The organism is Oerskovia sp. PE-21s, from assembly GCF_056158145.1.
In genome coordinates, this window is sequence record NZ_JBUXJM010000006.1 from 125,158 (window position 1) to 139,179 (window position 14,022).

The 14,022-nt window shown below is 71.1% G+C and carries 18 protein-coding genes and 1 tRNA gene; 9 read left to right on the forward strand and 10 right to left on the reverse strand.

The genetic code is table 11. The annotated features are described in order from the left end of the window. Nucleotides 1–204: 204 nt before the first annotated feature. Entirely contained in the window at nt 205–981 is a 777-nt protein-coding gene (locus ACZDYF_RS13100) for a hypothetical protein (protein WP_475057462.1), read from the forward strand. A 112-nt stretch (nt 982–1,093) separates the two neighbouring features. On the opposite strand, the gene def is transcribed toward ACZDYF_RS13100, so the two are convergent. Together def and ACZDYF_RS13110 are read right to left on the reverse strand one after the other, a co-directional pair. Then, on the reverse strand, nt 1,094–1,777 hold the full coding sequence (gene def, locus ACZDYF_RS13105) for a peptide deformylase (RefSeq protein ID WP_475057466.1): 684 nt from the start codon (nt 1,775–1,777) through the stop codon (nt 1,094–1,096). A 61-nt stretch (nt 1,778–1,838) separates the two neighbouring features. Beyond that, nucleotides 1,839–2,639, reverse strand: a complete 801-nt coding sequence (locus tag ACZDYF_RS13110; protein ID WP_475057469.1) for a HEAT repeat domain-containing protein — start codon at nt 2,637–2,639, stop codon at nt 1,839–1,841. A 177-nt stretch (nt 2,640–2,816) separates the two neighbouring features. Here ACZDYF_RS13110 and ACZDYF_RS13115 point away from each other — a divergent pair, with 177 nt between their 5' ends. The 4 genes from ACZDYF_RS13115 (at nt 2,817) to ACZDYF_RS13130 (ending at nt 5,667) form a co-directional block, all read left to right on the forward strand. Continuing rightward, nucleotides 2,817–3,527 carry a hypothetical protein gene (locus ACZDYF_RS13115; RefSeq protein ID WP_475057472.1) on the forward strand — a complete coding sequence of 237 codons (711 nt, stop codon included), beginning with the start codon at nt 2,817–2,819 and terminating at the stop codon, nt 3,525–3,527. 306 nt (nt 3,528–3,833) lie between these two features. Beyond that, nucleotides 3,834–4,067: a hypothetical protein gene (locus tag ACZDYF_RS13120; protein ID WP_475057476.1), complete on the forward strand. Its 234-nt coding sequence runs from the start codon at nt 3,834–3,836 to the stop codon at nt 4,065–4,067. Between the two features lie 171 nt (nt 4,068–4,238). Further along, nucleotides 4,239–5,150 carry a hypothetical protein gene (locus ACZDYF_RS13125; protein ID WP_475057479.1) on the forward strand — a complete coding sequence of 304 codons (912 nt, stop codon included), beginning with the start codon at nt 4,239–4,241 and terminating at the stop codon, nt 5,148–5,150. A 16-nt stretch (nt 5,151–5,166) separates the two neighbouring features. Beyond that, complete coding sequence (locus tag ACZDYF_RS13130; protein ID WP_475057482.1) at nt 5,167–5,667, forward strand: hypothetical protein; 501 nt, start codon at nt 5,167–5,169, stop codon at nt 5,665–5,667. Between the two features lie 157 nt (nt 5,668–5,824). Here ACZDYF_RS13130 and ACZDYF_RS13135 read toward each other — a convergent pair whose 3' ends face one another. Both ACZDYF_RS13135 and ACZDYF_RS13140 read right to left on the reverse strand, forming a co-directional pair. Beyond that, the gene (locus ACZDYF_RS13135; RefSeq protein WP_475057485.1) at nt 5,825–6,067 is read right to left on the reverse strand and encodes a hypothetical protein; all 243 of its coding nucleotides are present in this window, start codon (nt 6,065–6,067) and stop codon (nt 5,825–5,827) included. Next, on the reverse strand, nt 6,067–6,243 hold the full coding sequence (locus ACZDYF_RS13140; RefSeq protein WP_475057488.1) for a hypothetical protein: 177 nt from the start codon (nt 6,241–6,243) through the stop codon (nt 6,067–6,069). Before ACZDYF_RS13140 ends, ACZDYF_RS13135 begins: the two co-directional genes overlap by 1 nt. A 308-nt stretch (nt 6,244–6,551) precedes the next feature. Here ACZDYF_RS13140 and ACZDYF_RS13145 point away from each other — a divergent pair, with 308 nt between their 5' ends. From ACZDYF_RS13145 to ACZDYF_RS13155, 3 genes are all read left to right on the forward strand, one after another. After that, nucleotides 6,552–6,809 carry a hypothetical protein gene (locus ACZDYF_RS13145; protein WP_475057491.1) on the forward strand — a complete coding sequence of 86 codons (258 nt, stop codon included), beginning with the start codon at nt 6,552–6,554 and terminating at the stop codon, nt 6,807–6,809. Nucleotides 6,810–6,951: 142 nt separating this feature from the next. Further along, nucleotides 6,952–7,140: a hypothetical protein gene (locus tag ACZDYF_RS13150; RefSeq protein ID WP_475057494.1), complete on the forward strand. Its 189-nt coding sequence runs from the start codon at nt 6,952–6,954 to the stop codon at nt 7,138–7,140. 479 nt (nt 7,141–7,619) lie between these two features. Beyond that, entirely contained in the window at nt 7,620–7,787 is a 168-nt protein-coding gene (locus ACZDYF_RS13155; RefSeq protein ID WP_204807599.1) for a hypothetical protein, read from the forward strand. 112 nt (nt 7,788–7,899) lie between these two features. Here ACZDYF_RS13155 and ACZDYF_RS13160 read toward each other — a convergent pair. The 4 genes from ACZDYF_RS13160 to ACZDYF_RS13175 form a co-directional block, all read right to left on the reverse strand. Beyond that, nucleotides 7,900–7,972, reverse strand: a tRNA-Thr gene (locus ACZDYF_RS13160). Between the two features lie 158 nt (nt 7,973–8,130). Continuing rightward, the gene (locus ACZDYF_RS13165) at nt 8,131–9,675 is read right to left on the reverse strand and encodes an alpha/beta hydrolase (protein WP_475057499.1); all 1,545 of its coding nucleotides are present in this window, start codon (nt 9,673–9,675) and stop codon (nt 8,131–8,133) included. Between the two features lie 136 nt (nt 9,676–9,811). Then, nucleotides 9,812–10,375: a hypothetical protein gene (locus ACZDYF_RS13170; protein WP_475057502.1), complete on the reverse strand. Its 564-nt coding sequence runs from the start codon at nt 10,373–10,375 to the stop codon at nt 9,812–9,814. Between the two features lie 106 nt (nt 10,376–10,481). Beyond that, complete coding sequence (locus ACZDYF_RS13175; RefSeq protein ID WP_475057506.1) at nt 10,482–11,420, reverse strand: LysR family transcriptional regulator; 939 nt, start codon at nt 11,418–11,420, stop codon at nt 10,482–10,484. A 71-nt stretch (nt 11,421–11,491) separates the two neighbouring features. On the opposite strand from ACZDYF_RS13175, the gene ACZDYF_RS13180 reads away from it, so the two are divergent. After that, a complete protein-coding gene (locus tag ACZDYF_RS13180; protein WP_475057509.1) occupies nt 11,492–12,805 on the forward strand; it encodes an MFS transporter in 1,314 nt (437 codons plus the stop codon). On the opposite strand, the gene ACZDYF_RS13185 is transcribed toward ACZDYF_RS13180, so the two are convergent. Further along, on the reverse strand, nt 12,735–13,295 hold the full coding sequence (locus ACZDYF_RS13185; RefSeq protein WP_475057513.1) for a hypothetical protein: 561 nt from the start codon (nt 13,293–13,295) through the stop codon (nt 12,735–12,737). The genes ACZDYF_RS13180 and ACZDYF_RS13185 overlap by 71 nt on opposite strands. Further along, nucleotides 13,292–13,936 carry a LysE family translocator gene (locus ACZDYF_RS13190; RefSeq protein ID WP_475057516.1) on the reverse strand — a complete coding sequence of 215 codons (645 nt, stop codon included), beginning with the start codon at nt 13,934–13,936 and terminating at the stop codon, nt 13,292–13,294. Before ACZDYF_RS13190 ends, ACZDYF_RS13185 begins: the two co-directional genes overlap by 4 nt. Nucleotides 13,937–14,022 lie beyond the last annotated feature (86 nt).

Consider the following 14,022-nt stretch of genomic DNA (forward strand, 5'->3'; position numbering starts at 1 on the left):
CCTGCGCCGCGACACGCGAGCGACACGCTGGGAGCGCTTCCACAATCACCCGGTCCCCAGTACCTTTGGCGCTGATATGTCGTGTTCGCCCCGTCGATCCGGGCATGTCGGACGAGTACGGTGATCAACCGTCCGACACCAGCCCCGCTCGCTCCCGAGAGCCGAGGGCGTCCCCCTCCGACCACCCTCGAAAGGTCCTCCCCGATGCGCGCAGCGCCCGTCGCCCTCCTCACGGCAGCGATCCTCGTGGCCACCCCCACGATCGCGTCCGCAGGGTCCGACTCCCCCACCCCGTACACCGTGACCGCGAGCGGCGTGAGCCTGCCCGCGGGCCAGGTGTTCCGCGAGCACGGGCACGTCAACTACCGCGCGACCGCGCTCGACGGGACGGGCGAGCAGAGCTTCAACGTCCACCTCGAGACGGCCAACGGGCGATCGACTGCCGCGTACGTCGGTGCGAGCTTCCTCGACTTCGCGGGCGCCGTCGCCGCGTTCCCCGCAGGCTTCTGCGTGACGTGGGTCCAGGTCGAGGGCTTCGACGAGCACTTCGGCGAGGGCGGGCAGGCACCGGAGTGCACCCCGAAGCCGACGCCCCTGCGCCCGGCCCCGCCCGTCACGCGGCCTGTCCCGTCGCCGGCCCCGAGCACCGACGTGCCCGACGGCGGCACACCGGTCGAGGCGCCCACGTCGCCTCCGGTCACGGAAGCCCCGACGACGGCGCCTCCGGTCACCGAGCGGGAGCTCGCCGCGACGGGCCCCGCGCCCGAGGACGCTCCCGTGGCGGGTGCTACGCCGGTCGCCCGAGCCGTTCCGTCGGCAGCGCCTGGCGGGGCAGGAGCGCGGGCGGCGTCGACCGCGGCCGCCGACGAAGGCCTCGCGGCGACCGGCTCGAACGCGCTGCTCGTCGCAGGCGGGGCGGTCGTCCTGCTGGCCGCCGGGGCTGGTGCCGTGCTGCTGAGCCGCCGGTCGCGGCGCGCCTGACCCGCCCCCGGAACGAGATGGGTGGTTCGGTCTGAGACGGGTTGCTGGGTCGCGTCCCCAGCAACCCGTCTCAGACCGAACCACCCGTCTCACCTGTGATCCACAGGTGCGGTCAGCGCAGCGGCGCCGCCGGGTACTCGGCCGGGGTCTTGCCCAGTGCCTCGGACAGCTCGAGCCGCTCCTCCAGGACCCCGGGCCGCTCCCGGTGCATCTCGGCGATCACGGCCTCCTGGGCGGCGGGCGCGAGGTGGTCGAAGTAGAGCGTCCCGTCGAGGTGCTGCGCCTCGTGCTGGAGCGCACGGCCCAGGAAGTGCGACCCGGTGAGCTCGACCGGCTTCCCGTGCTGGTCGAACCCGCGCACGATCGCCTTCACGGGGCGGGCGAGCGGCGAGTACGCGCCCGGGATCGAGAGGCACCCCTCGTCGCTCTCCTCGATCTCGTCCTCCGGCCCGTCGAACACCTCGAGCACGGGGTTGACGACGTGCCCGACGTGACGGTCCTCGTTCTCGTCCTCGACGTCGTACACGAAGACCCGCAGGTCCACACCGACCTGCGGCGCCGCCAGACCCACACCCTCCGCGACGAACATCGTCGTGAACAGGTCGTCGACGAGCTGCGCAAGCTCCGGCGTGCCGAACTCCGTGACCTCACGGCACGGCGTATGCAGGACGGACTCACCGATCTCGGTGATGCGCAGGAGGGTGCCGCGCTCGACCTCGGGGGCGATCTCCGGGAAGGACTTGACCGGCTGGCCCAGGACGTAGGTGGTGGGGCGACGACGGCCGAAGGTGAACATGGGACAAGCGTAGGTCGTGCTTCCAGCCGACCCAGCCGTTGCCGACCACCGCACGGTGACGTCAGTCCTCGTCCGGCGTCCAGGCTGCGACCGCCTCACGGACCTCCTCGGCCGGATCGTTCGCCAGCCGTTCGACAAGCGCGATCACGCCCGGGGTCGACCATCCGGCGACCGTCCAGACGAGCGCCGCCCGAACCTCCGGGTCGGGATGCTCTGTGAGGTGCGCGAGCCGCTCGACGGGACCGCGCCCCCGTCCGCTGAAGCCGTCCAGGATCTCGAGGATCGTGGCCGCGTCGGAAGGATCGACCGACTCCAACCTCCTCAGGAGATCCGGGACCCCAGGCCACGGACCATCGAGCGGGTCGGGGCGCCGTTCGAGCAGACGCGCGGCCCCGAACGTCCCCGGCGCTCGGCATCCCCGGCAGGTGCACGGCGCGGTGCCGTGCGCGTCGGGGACGTGGCGCCACCCCACGGGCCTGCGGAGCTCCCGGACGTGTCGGACCTCAGCGACCGAGATCGCCCGGGGAAGGAAGACCTCCCAGCCGCGAGGGTCGGTCAGCCCTGCGATGCGGGCCACGGCGTCGGCCGCGGTCGACGCGGTCGCGACCCCGTCGAACCGTCCGATGCTCACCGGCTCGACGTCCGGAAGTCGCACCTGGACCGCGACTACCCGCCCACGTCCGTGGGACCGCACCAGCTCGCGCGCCCACTGATAGGTGTCGACATGGTCCCGGACGACCGGGAAGAGGTAGACGCCTCGCGACCGGTCGCCGGGAAGGCGTCCGGCACTGCGGGCCGCGACGCCCGAGCGCCTGATCCTGCCGCTGTTCGCGGCCGGCGTCAGATGGACGAAGGTGGCCATGCGACGCATGCTAGCGGGCCTCCGGGACTCGACCCCGCCACGGACCCGGAACCGCGACCGTGGCTGTGGCCGTGGCCGTGGCCATGGCCATGGCCATGGCCACGACGATCACATAGCGTTCCTGGGACGCCCGCGCAGTCACCAGCGGGGAGGTCGCCCTCACGAGAGGATGCGGCCATGAGAATCGCCGCGCACGCCCTGCCCGTGATCGTCCTGTCCGTCGTGGCACTGACCCTCGGGGGGTGCGCGACGACGGACACCGCAGGTGGTTCTCCCTCACCCAGTCCGTCGTCATCCACCGCGCCCTCTCCGAGCGCGTCGATGCCCGCACCGACTCCGTCGTCCCCGCCGGAGGAGGCCGTCGACCCCCACCCGCCGTTCGACGAGCTGGTCATCAGCACTGCCGGGCTCGGACCACTGACGATCGACGTCCCCCCGGAGACCAACCCGGGCGCCGCCATGATCGAGTGGGTGCCGAACGCCTGCGGGGAGTGGGACCCCGAGAACCCAGGACGATGGGTCTCCACGTACGCCTTGCCTGACGGGTCGCAACCTCTGGGGGTCTTCGTCGGCGACATGGGCGTCGGCTGGATCGACGTCCTTCAGGCCGGTCCGCACACGGCGGAAGGTGTCGGGATCGGCACCGACCTCGCGACGCTGCAGGCCACCTATCCCAACCTGGTCGCGGGTACTCCGGGAGCGGTGTCGAACGTCTGGTGGCTCGAGGACGACAAGGGCATCCTGGCCTTCGAGACTCAGGGCGACGAGCACGGGCTCCAGCCTGCAGGCACCGCCGAGAAGGTCGTCCTCATGCGCGTGCTCACCTCGACGGGCGATCCTGACTTCACCGCGGCGAACACCGACCAGGTCGCGGGCGGCTGTTTCTGAGAGGGCCCGCACGAGGACGCCGCCGGGTCCCTAGGGCCCCGGCGGCGTGACCTCCGATGCGCAACGCGAAAGGCCCGGAACCGTTGAGGTTCCGGGCCTTCCTGTCTGAGCCGCCGATCAGGTCCCCCGTCACCGGCCAGACCGCACTCCCCCGCTTCACGCCGTTCGAGGAAACCCCGGTCGCTGCAGTACCCGCACCGGAGCCCGTCACCCCGGCCCCCACCCCGCCTGACCGATGACCACGACTCCCACGTCCCCGATCACCGACCGCGCCGTGTCCTGGTTGCGCACGGTCATGCCGGTCCTGTGGGCTCGGCCGTCGCCGCGATCCTGCGCGGGGCGACCCCGCACCTGCCCGGCGACCTCGGCACCGCGCTCGCCGACTGGCTCGGGGCCGAGACCGCGCTCGCTCTCGTCACCGCGGCGGCGATCGCCGCCTGGTACGCCCTGTGGCGCTGGGCCGAGCCCCGCATCCCCGACTGGCTCACCCGTCTCGTCTTGGGCTCCGCCCAGACCCCGACCTACACCAAACGCCCCTAACAGCGCGCACGACCAATCCTGCTGCATGTTGGTGGGTGAACTTCACCCACCAACATGCGGTTGGCTCGCACGGGACCGCGGCAGCCCGACTACCCTCTCCCCATAAGTGGTCACTTTCGATCGTGCTGGTGTCGCCGGAAGCGGCGATGTGAAGACAGGGGCAGGCCTGAGATGGCCCGACAGAAGGAAAAGGTCGTCGCGTTCTATCAGGTAGCTCTGAACGCGAACGCGAAGGTCAAGATCCCGGTCATCGACTGGCCAGCGGCGCTTGCACTCGTTGCAGCCCTCCCGATGTCTGATCGAACCCACGACGGAACGATCTATGACCCCCACCTGGACCCGGGCGCCCTTCCAGTGGTCGGCGTCCACGAGGTGCTGAACCCCGCCTTCATGTCGCGCATCGGCGAGAAGGACATCACGGACTTGATGGACGATGCAGCTAAGGCGGAGGCGGGCCGGTTCGCGAACTCGACAGGTCTCGCCTTCCTGCCGATCGGCAACGTTGTCGCCGTCGTGACCGGCGACAACCGTTCACCCAAGCCGCCCAAGGTAATAACGGACTTCCTTACATTGCACCTGCCCCAGGATCGTGGCGTGCACTGGGTGGCACAGCCTGTAATGGACACGAACGAGATCGAACGCCTCCGGAACGAGTCGAGCGGCGTGGTGTCGTTCAAGTCCCGCATCCGGACGGTTCGGGACCTCTTCAAACCGGAGGACAGCGATGGCGTGGCCAGCTTCGCCGACCAACTGGCCGCGCGCCTCGGCGGAGATGTTGTCATCGACATCTCCGTTCGCCTCGCGCCGGAATCGCGGAACCGGTCTGTGAAGCAACGCTTTCGCGACCTGGTCGTTGCTGACTTGCCCAGAGTCGCTCAGGACCCAGCTAGCAGGACCCAAGCGACAGCGATGCTCGCGGAGGGGGTAGAGGAGACCCTCGATCTCGTCGCCCACCGACTCACCGCAACCTTCGAGGTCAACGTCGCGGCCCGCGAGAGCCTGAGGTTCTCGGCACTGATCGAGAACCTCAAGGATGTCGGTGGCTCCATGGAGGATAGGGTCAAGCAACTACTGGAAGGGTGATCGTATGTGGCGTCGCTTGCGACTGAAGGTTGCCGACGTACTCGCGGCACGCCCAGCGATCGACCAGGTCCTTCCCCTTGCCGCAGCCTCCCTCTACCTGACCTACCTGACCTTCCTGACGCCGGTTGAGAGCGAGACCCGGGTCGCGTTCTACGTCGGGGTCTCGACGCTTGCGGCGCTGGCCGTGGCGGCTGCGACCTTCGTGTGCACCCTGACCTACCAGTCCGCGAGCGAGCACATGACGGCGGTGCGGAGTCACTACGGCAACGAGCTGCGACGCAACTGGACCTCGATCATCCTCTCAAGCCTCGTCGCAGCCACGTTGCCTCTCGTCGCGATCCTGGCCGACCAGCGGTGGAAGAACATCGCGACCGCCATGACGGTCTACTCACTTGCTCTAGTCGTAGTTCGCTTCGTCCGCTCGGTCTACTGGTTGCGGCTAACACTCTTCATGGAGATCGCCTCTGCTGCCATCCCTGAGACTCACGTCGCCAGGCTCCCGAGGCGTGCGAGCTAGTCACCGCGGCACCGAACCCCTGAGCCCCGCCCCTCCCGTACTGGAGGGGCGGGGCTCTTCGCTGTTCGCGGGGCCTACCCGCGCGCCGGGTACCGCCGCAGCCGCTGGTGGACGGTGGGCATCGCGATGTCGGCGGCGTCGGCGAGGGAGCGGCGACCTACGCCATGACCCCGGCTCGCCGTTCGGGGGTGAGTGCGCCACTGGGGCTCTCACGTCCAACGTCGGCGAGGTAGGCGATGAGGCGGTCGCGGTCGACGCCGCGCAGGACGAGCTCGACGCCCGCCCGCACGACGTCGGACTGCGCCACCCCAGCAGCGGCGGCGATGGCCTTGAGCTCGTCGCTGTCGGCCTCGGAGACTTTGGTCGCTGCGGCAACGCGCCGCTCGCCGGGGCGGGGCATCAGTCGGCCGCCTTGCGGCGTGCGGCGAGGATCGCGGCAGCGGTGGCGATCGCCCAGACCATGCCGAGCGTGGCCCACAGCGGCCGGTACTCGTCGGTGACGAGCGCGAGGATCGCGATGATGACCCCGGCGCCGGCGCTGGCCTGGATGCCGCGGTCATGCAGGTAGTGCTTCACGAGCCTTCTCCTTCGTGTCGTCGAGTGGGAGGATGGTGCCCCGGGCCGGGGGTACTTGTTCTACCCCCGGCCCGTCCGTCACTTCAGGTGACGGCCGTTCGATGGTCGCTTCGGTCAGGCTTGGATGATCTGGACGATCATGGCTGCCAGGCTCAGGATTCCGACCACCAGGGCCGCAATCTCCACTCGCATCTCCTCCCCTCTGTTGTTGTAGTAGTAACACTACCCCTCTCCGATGGATAGTGTCAACACTACAAACGGGTCGACCGGATGAAGTTGTTCGAACACATGTTCGATACCCTGGACGGGTGAGTAGACCGACCGGCAACACGTCCTTCCCGAAGCGGGCCCGCACGCTGAGCCCGAAGCAGCATGGACACGACGTCACGACGCCGGAGACGCCGATGCCGGTCCGGGCATGGATTGTGACGATGGAGGGCGAAGAGTTCGAGATCGACGCCGACGCGATCACTTGGACGAAGCGCGCCGTCCACATCAGCTACATCGATCGGTTCGACCGCCCTGACACTGCGTGGGTCTGGGCGGGTGCCGTTGTCAGGCGGTAGCGTCACGCGGGTGGGATTCGTCGTCACACCTCGAAGACCTGCGCCCCTCGCTCGCCAGACATAGTTTGGGGTATCTACCTCCGGGGGGCAGAGGCATGCGGTCGCACAACCATCTTCGGCGGGCACAGAATTCAGGCCCGCCATGGTGTTCCCCATCATCGGCCTCGCCCTCGTGGCAACAGGCGCCCTCATCGCCGCCCGCGTGGCCGTCATCGTGCGCCGAAACCGCTACGCACCGAGCACAGGTGCGCATGGCGCGGGCATCGCCCTGGGCGGCGGACTCATCTTCTGGGGAGCACTACTCCTCACCATCGACGCCTGGACGAGCTGACGCCCGTCGCTTCCAGGCGGTGGACTGCGCGACGCGGCACGCTCGACACCTGCGCCGCGCCTGGTTGTCGGACGGGAAGCGGTACGTGTTCTTGGGCGAGTACTCGCGACCGGCCGGGCAGTGGGTCTTCTCGAGTTGGCGGGCCCCGCCGGTCGACCGCTCCGTGCGCCCGGTCCGGGGCCGGCGCCGGTAGTGCATCCGGCACACGTCCTGGCGCCCCACGCGCGGCCGCTCGCACCCCTCGACACCGCACTCGGCACGCTCGCCGCCACCGCGGAGGCGGGCTGTCTCGGCGAAGTGGTCACGCACCAGCCGTGCCTGATCGTCGTCGAGCACCCATCGGCGGGACGGTCTCTGCCAGCCCTGCTCCGCGACCCACATGCGCACCGACTTCGGAGACATCCCGACCTCGTGCGCGAGCTCGCGGATCACCCACTCCCCTGACATGGCCGGGAGCCTAGCCGACCTACCCTGAGCAAATGCTCCTCCACGCGATGCTCGAGCAAGCACCCGCCGACTCGACCGGCGAGGGCGAGCGCGTCACGCGCGAGACGCGCGTCGAGGCACCCACCTACGACGACGCCTGGGCCAAGCTGCACGCCGAGCTTCCCGACGGCTGGCGCATCCCGCGGTTCCGGAGCGCGTGATCGCGACGAGCGACACAAGGCCCACCCGTTGGCCCACCTGGGTCGAATGAGAAGGCTGATCGGACCAACGCGAAAGGCCCGGAACCGTTGAGGTTCCGGGCCTTCCTGTCTGAGCCGCCTATCAGAATCGAACTGATGACCTTCTCATTACGAGTGAGACGCTCTACCGACTGAGCTAAGGCGGCGCGTACCGGACGTCACGCCGTTCGGCGCTCCGTTTCAGCAAGCGTCGCAACTGTACCCAACGCGGGGGCGTGAGGACAAACTGGCTCCCGCGACGCCGTCGGGCCACCGGTTCAGGCGCCCGCGGGGACGGCCCGCGGGCACCCAGGACGGAGCACCCTCAGCAGACCTTCCCGTCCTCCGGGACCTTCCCGTCGACCAGGTACGCGTCGACGGCGTCGGCGACGCACGTGTTGGACCGGCCGTAGGCCGTGTGCCCCTCACCCTCCCAGGTGAGCAGCGTCGCGGAGTCGAGGGTCTTGGCGAGGCCCTCGGCCCAGACGTACGGGGTCGCGGGGTCGTTGGTGGTCCCGATGACGACGATCGGCGCGGCCCCCTTGGCGTGGAGGTCGAACTCCTGGTCCACGACGGGGTAGGCCCAGTCGACGCACGACAGACCGCCGTAGGTGAAGAACGAGCCCATGGTCGGGGCCGCCTCCTCGATCTGGGCGGCCTGATCGGCCATGAACTCGGGGTCGGGGTTGCCGCGCGCGTCGAGGCAGTTGATGGCCCGGAACGCCTCGGCGGAGTTGTCGTTGAACGTGCCGTCGGCGTTGCGGCCGTTGTACAGGTCGGCGAACCCGAGCAGCATGGTGCCGTCGCCGTCGTTGAGCGCGGCGTCCAGCCCGGCGGTCAGGGCGTACCAGCTCTCGTTGTTGTAGAGCGGCAGGGCGATCCCGTAGAACGCGAGCGTCGAGGTCAGGCGTCGGTCGCTCGAGGTCCGCATGGGTCGTTCGGCGACCTGGTCGAGGAACGCCTTGACCTGGGCCATGCCGTCGTCGACCGAGCCGGTGAGGGGGCAGTCCTTGCCGCCCTGGCAGTCCTCGACGTAGGCACGCAGCGCGTTCTCGAAGCCGACGGCCTGCTGCGCCGAGATCTCGTCGGAGGTGAGCGAGGTGTCGATCGCGCCGTCGAGGACCATGCGCCCGACCTTCTCCGGGTAGAGCCCCGCGTACGTCGCGCCGAGCTGGGTGCCGTAGGAGAAGCCGAGGTAGTTGAGCGCCGAGTCGCCGAGGACGGCGCGCAGCATGTCCATGTCGCGCGCGGCGCTCTGGGTGTCGACGTTGCCGAGCAGGTCGCCCGTGTTCTGGGCGCACGCGTCGGCCCAGGCCTTGAGGTCTGCCGTCATCTCGGCGCGGCCCTCGTCGCTGTCGGGGTAGGCGCGGGACAGCGACGTGTCCTTGGCCGCGTCGTCGAGGCACACGACGGGGGTCGAGGCCCCGACACCGCGCGGGTCGAACCCGATGACGTCGTAGGCCTCCTTCACGGGCTCGCCGATGCTGCCCGCCGCGCTGGTGATGTACTCGATGCCCGACCCGCCCGGCCCGCCGGGGTTGGTCAGCAGAGAGCCGATCTTCTCGCCCGAGGCGGGCAGTCGCTTGAGCGCGAGCTCGATCTTGCCCTGCGCGGGGTCGTCCCAGCTCAGGGGCGCGATCGCGGTCGCGCACTCGAACCCGCCGCCGCAGTCGTCCCACGCGAGGCTCTGCCCGTAGAACTCGGCGAGCTCGGCCGGCACGTCCTCGCCGGTCCCCGCGGACCCCGTCGACGACGCCCCCGTCTCGGCGGGGCTCTGCACCTTGGGCGAGGGGGCGCACGCCCCGAGCAGCAGGGCGAGGGCGAGCGTCGCGGCGGACAGCGCTGTGGTGCGGCGATGGGGCGTCTTCACCCGGCAACGGTAACGGGTCGGGCTGGGCCGGGACCTCGAACGACGCCCCGGACCCAGCCCTTTCACGCGAACTTCACGGGCGAGCGGGCGAGCGGGCGGCGGGCCGCCCCGGTCTCGCGCGGGGCCCGTCAGCGGGTCAGGACTGGGCGACCCACGCGGCCTCGCCGACCTGCCCCGCGGCCGCGCGCGGCGCCAGCACGACCGTCCCTGCCTCGTCGAGGCGCACGGTCACGTCGGCGGACTCGTCGACGCCCTCGGGGGCCTTGACGACGGTGGTCCAGGGGCGCAGGTCCATGGTGCAGGGCTTGGTCTCGTCGACCTTCTGGAAGGTCACGACGACGTCGCTCCCGTCCAGGGTCGCGTCGCCCTCGGCGATGCTCGGGCACGTGCTCGACCCGAAGGTCACGACGTACAGGTAGCCGTCCTCCGCGGTCCAGGCCGCGCCCGTCCCCCCGGTCGTGGGCGCGTCGATCCCCGTGGGCAGGTCGACGCCGTTCACGCCGGCCTCGATCGGCAGGTCGGCCGCGTCGAGCGGCGCCTCGGGGGACTCGTCGGACGGCGTGGTCTCGTCCGCGGTGCTCTCCTCCGCGCTGGGGGTGCCCGAGGCGTTCCCGCCCGAGTCGGTGGCCGTGCCGCACGCGGTGAGGGCCAGGAGCGCGACGAGCGAGACGGCGGGGGCGAGGCGGCGCAGGGAAGTCATGAGCGGGGTCTCCTTCGAGCTTCGGCGTGGGCGCCGCGGTGGCGTGCACCCCTCACTCTCATCATGTCGTGGGGACCGCGGTTCTTGCGCGACGACACGGCGCCGCTCAGCGGAGGGGCGCGCCGCCGTCGGGCGTGCTGCCGGCCACGATCCTCGCGCGGAGCATCTCGACGAAGGCCGCGAGCGTGGGCGACGTGTTGTCGGGAGACCAGGCCGCGCCGATGTCGCGCGAGGGCACGGGCTCGTCGAGGCGGATCTCGACGACGTCGTGCACGGGCTGCCGGGCGGGCGGGAGGACGCTCACGCCGAGGCCCGCGGCGACGAGGCCGCGCACGGTGTGCAGGTCCTCGCCCTCGAAGCCGATGGTCGGGCGCACGCCCGCGGCAGCGCACAGCGCGTCGACCGTGCCCCGCAGCCCGAACCCGTGCTTGAGCGTGATGAAGGTCGACCGGGCGGCCTCGCGCAGCGTGGCGGCGGGACGCGACGCGAGCTCGTGCCCTGCGGGGACGATGAGGACCAGGGGCTCCCGGAACAGCGTGAGGATCTCTCGGCCTGCGGGGGCCGGGACGAGGCGCGACACGAGCGCGATGTCGGCCTCGCCCGCGGCGAGCGCGTCGAGGCACGAGCGGCGGGCGCCCTGCGTCATGGTGAAGCGGACCGCGGGGTGGTCCGCGAGGAACTCCTTGATGAGCGCCGGGACGACGGACTCGCCGAGCGAGGTCTGGAACGCGACCGACAGCGTGCCGCGCGCCAGCGCCTCCCTCGAGCGGACGGCGTCCACTCCCGCGCCGAGCGCCGCGAGCGCCTGGCGGGCGTGCGGCAGGAGGGCGCGGCCCGCGTCGGTGAGCCGGATGCCTCGGCCGTGCCGCTCGACGACGGGCACGCCCAGCACCTCGCCCACGCGGGCGACCGCGCGGCTCACGGTCGGCTGCGGGGCGCGCAGCATCGCGGCCGCGAGCGTCACCTGCTCGACCTCGGCGACCGCGACGAACGCGGGCAGGAGAGGCAGCAGGCGGCGGGTCTCTTCGTCCAGGGCAGCATCCATGCTCGGATGGTATATCTGGCTGCTGATACATGCATTGGACGCAATGGTCCGGGCTTCCTAGCGTCGACCCCATGCCCACAGCCCCCGCACCGGTCACCTCGCGTGCGCTCGTCGTCCCGGCGCACACCCCGTGGACAGGGCACAGACGCAGCTCACAGGGCTACCGCAGGACCGTCGTCGCGCTCGTGTGCGCGGGGCTCGCGACGTTCGCGCAGCTCTACTCCCCACAGGGCATCCTGCCGATGATCTCCGCCGACCTCCGGATCGCCGCCCCCACCGCCTCGCTCACGGTCTCGGCCGCGACGCTGGGCCTCGCGCTCGCGGTCCTGCCCTGGTCCGTGGTCGCCGACCGCATCGGCCGCGTCCGCGCCATCCGGATCGCGCTGGTCGCGGCGACCACCATCGGTCTGCTGGCGCCGTTCGCGCCCACGATCGAGCTGCTCGTCGTCGGCCGCTTCCTCGAGGGCGCCGCGCTCGGCGGCGTGCCCGCGCTCGCGATCACCCTGCTGCACGAGGAGATCCACTCCGCGCACACCGCGGTCGTCGCGGGGATGTTCGTGGGCGGGGTGTCGATCGGCGGGCTCGCGGGCCGGGTCCTCGCCGCGGGCGTCGCCGAGCTCGCGGGCTGGCGCGTGGGCCTGGCCACGGTGTCGGGGCTGTGCGTGCTCACGACCGTCGCGTTCGTCCTGCTCGCGCCGCGGGCGCGAGGCTTCGTGCCGGACCGCGAGGGACTGAGGCACGTCGGCTCCCTCGTCCTGACGAACCTGCGCGACCGCGGTCTGCTCGTCCTGTACGCCAACGGAGCCCTCGTCATCGGCGGGTTCGTGACGATCTACAACTACCTCGGGTTCCGCCTCGAAGCACCGCCCTACCTGCTCCCCCCGGCGGTCACGTCGCTCGTGTTCTTCGCCTACCTGGGCGGGACCGTGTCCTCCCGCCTCGCGGGCAGCCTCACCGCCCGGTGGGGACGCCGACGCGTCCTGGCCGTCGCGGGCACCACGATGAGCGCGGGGGCACTCCTGACGCTCGCCCCCCAGATCCCTCTGATCCTGCTGGGGCTCGTGGTCCTGACCGCCTCCTTCTTCGGTGCGCACGCGGTCGCGTCGGGGTGGGTCGGGCACCGGGCGGTCGTCGGACGCTCCCAGGCGACCTCGCTGTACAACGCGTTCTACTACGCCGCATCGAGCCTGCTCGGCTGGCTCGGCGGCGTGACCTGGGTGCACGCGGGCTGGCCCGGGGTCGCGATCTTCGTCGCCGCGGTGACTCTCACCGCGCCGCTGCTGACGCTGGGGTCGCGCTCGCTGCGCACACCCGTCAGCGGGACGACGCGACGAGCCGCCCGTCCTCGCCCTCGACCGACACCCGCCGGGGCAACGAGCTCTTAGGCGTCGTGAGACGCCCCGTCGCCCCGTCGAGGCGCCACACCGCCTGAGCGCCCACGACCGAGTACTGCCGCCCGTCCGCCCCGACCCCCGACGGGTGGAGGAACACCAGGTAGCGCTCGCCCTCCTCGGGCGTCGGCGCAGCGTTGACATAGTGGCCGGAGTCCTGGCGGAGCGCGACGAGGTCGTCCGCCACGAGCGGTCCACCGTCCGACGTGACGACCCGGACCTCGGTCACGGCGAAGGGCGCGGTACTGATGTGCTCGGTCCACGTCCGGCCAGTCGGCTCGACGACCGCGACGTCCGTGGCCTCGACCGCCAGGTCGTCGACCGAGGAGTAGTCCCGGATCAGGTCGATCTCCTCTCCCCCGTGGGCGACGAGCGCGGCGTCGGAGGACGTCCACCACACGACCGCTCCCAGCACCAGGACGGCGAGGACCCCGAGCCGGACCCACGACCCTCGGTCGACCTCGCCCAGGTCCACGGTCCTCACGCGGCCGCCGGGGACGGGGCATCGATCGCCAGCTTCACCCCGACAGCGCCCAGGAGCGTCCCGGTCGCGCGACGCTGCCAGCGCATCCACGTCGGCCGCGCGCGCAGGAACACCGCGATGCTGCCCGCCGCGAGCACGATCGCGGCGTTGACGACCATGCTGACCCCGATCTGCACGCCGCCCAGCACGAACCCCTGCGCCATGACGTCACCGGCCCCGGGGTCGATGAACTGCGGGATGAGCGCGAGGTACATGATCGCGGCCTTGGGGTTGAGCAGGTTGGTCAGCAGTCCCATGCGGAAGAGCCTCCCGCGGGAGTCCCGGGGCAGGTCCTGCGCCTCGAACGGACCGCGGCCCCCGGGGCGCAGCGTCCGCCACGCGAGGTACAGCAGGTAGCAGGCGCCCGCGACCTTCAGCGCGACGTACAGCCACGGCACGACCACGAAGACCGCCGCGAGCCCCACGTTCGCCATCGTCATGTAGACGAGGAACCCTGCTGCCGTCCCCGCGAGCGAGACCATGCCGGCCTGCCACCCCTGGCTGATGCTGCGCGAGACCAGGTAGACCATGTTGGGCCCAGGGGTCAGGACCATGCCCAGGGCGACCGCCGTCATGCCCAGGACCGCTGCCGTGCCGACCATGCGTGGCCTCCTTCTCGTCTCCTGCATTCTGCCCGCGCCGACCCGTGGCGACCACCCCTCTCGCGACAGCGCCCGAGCGCGCCCGA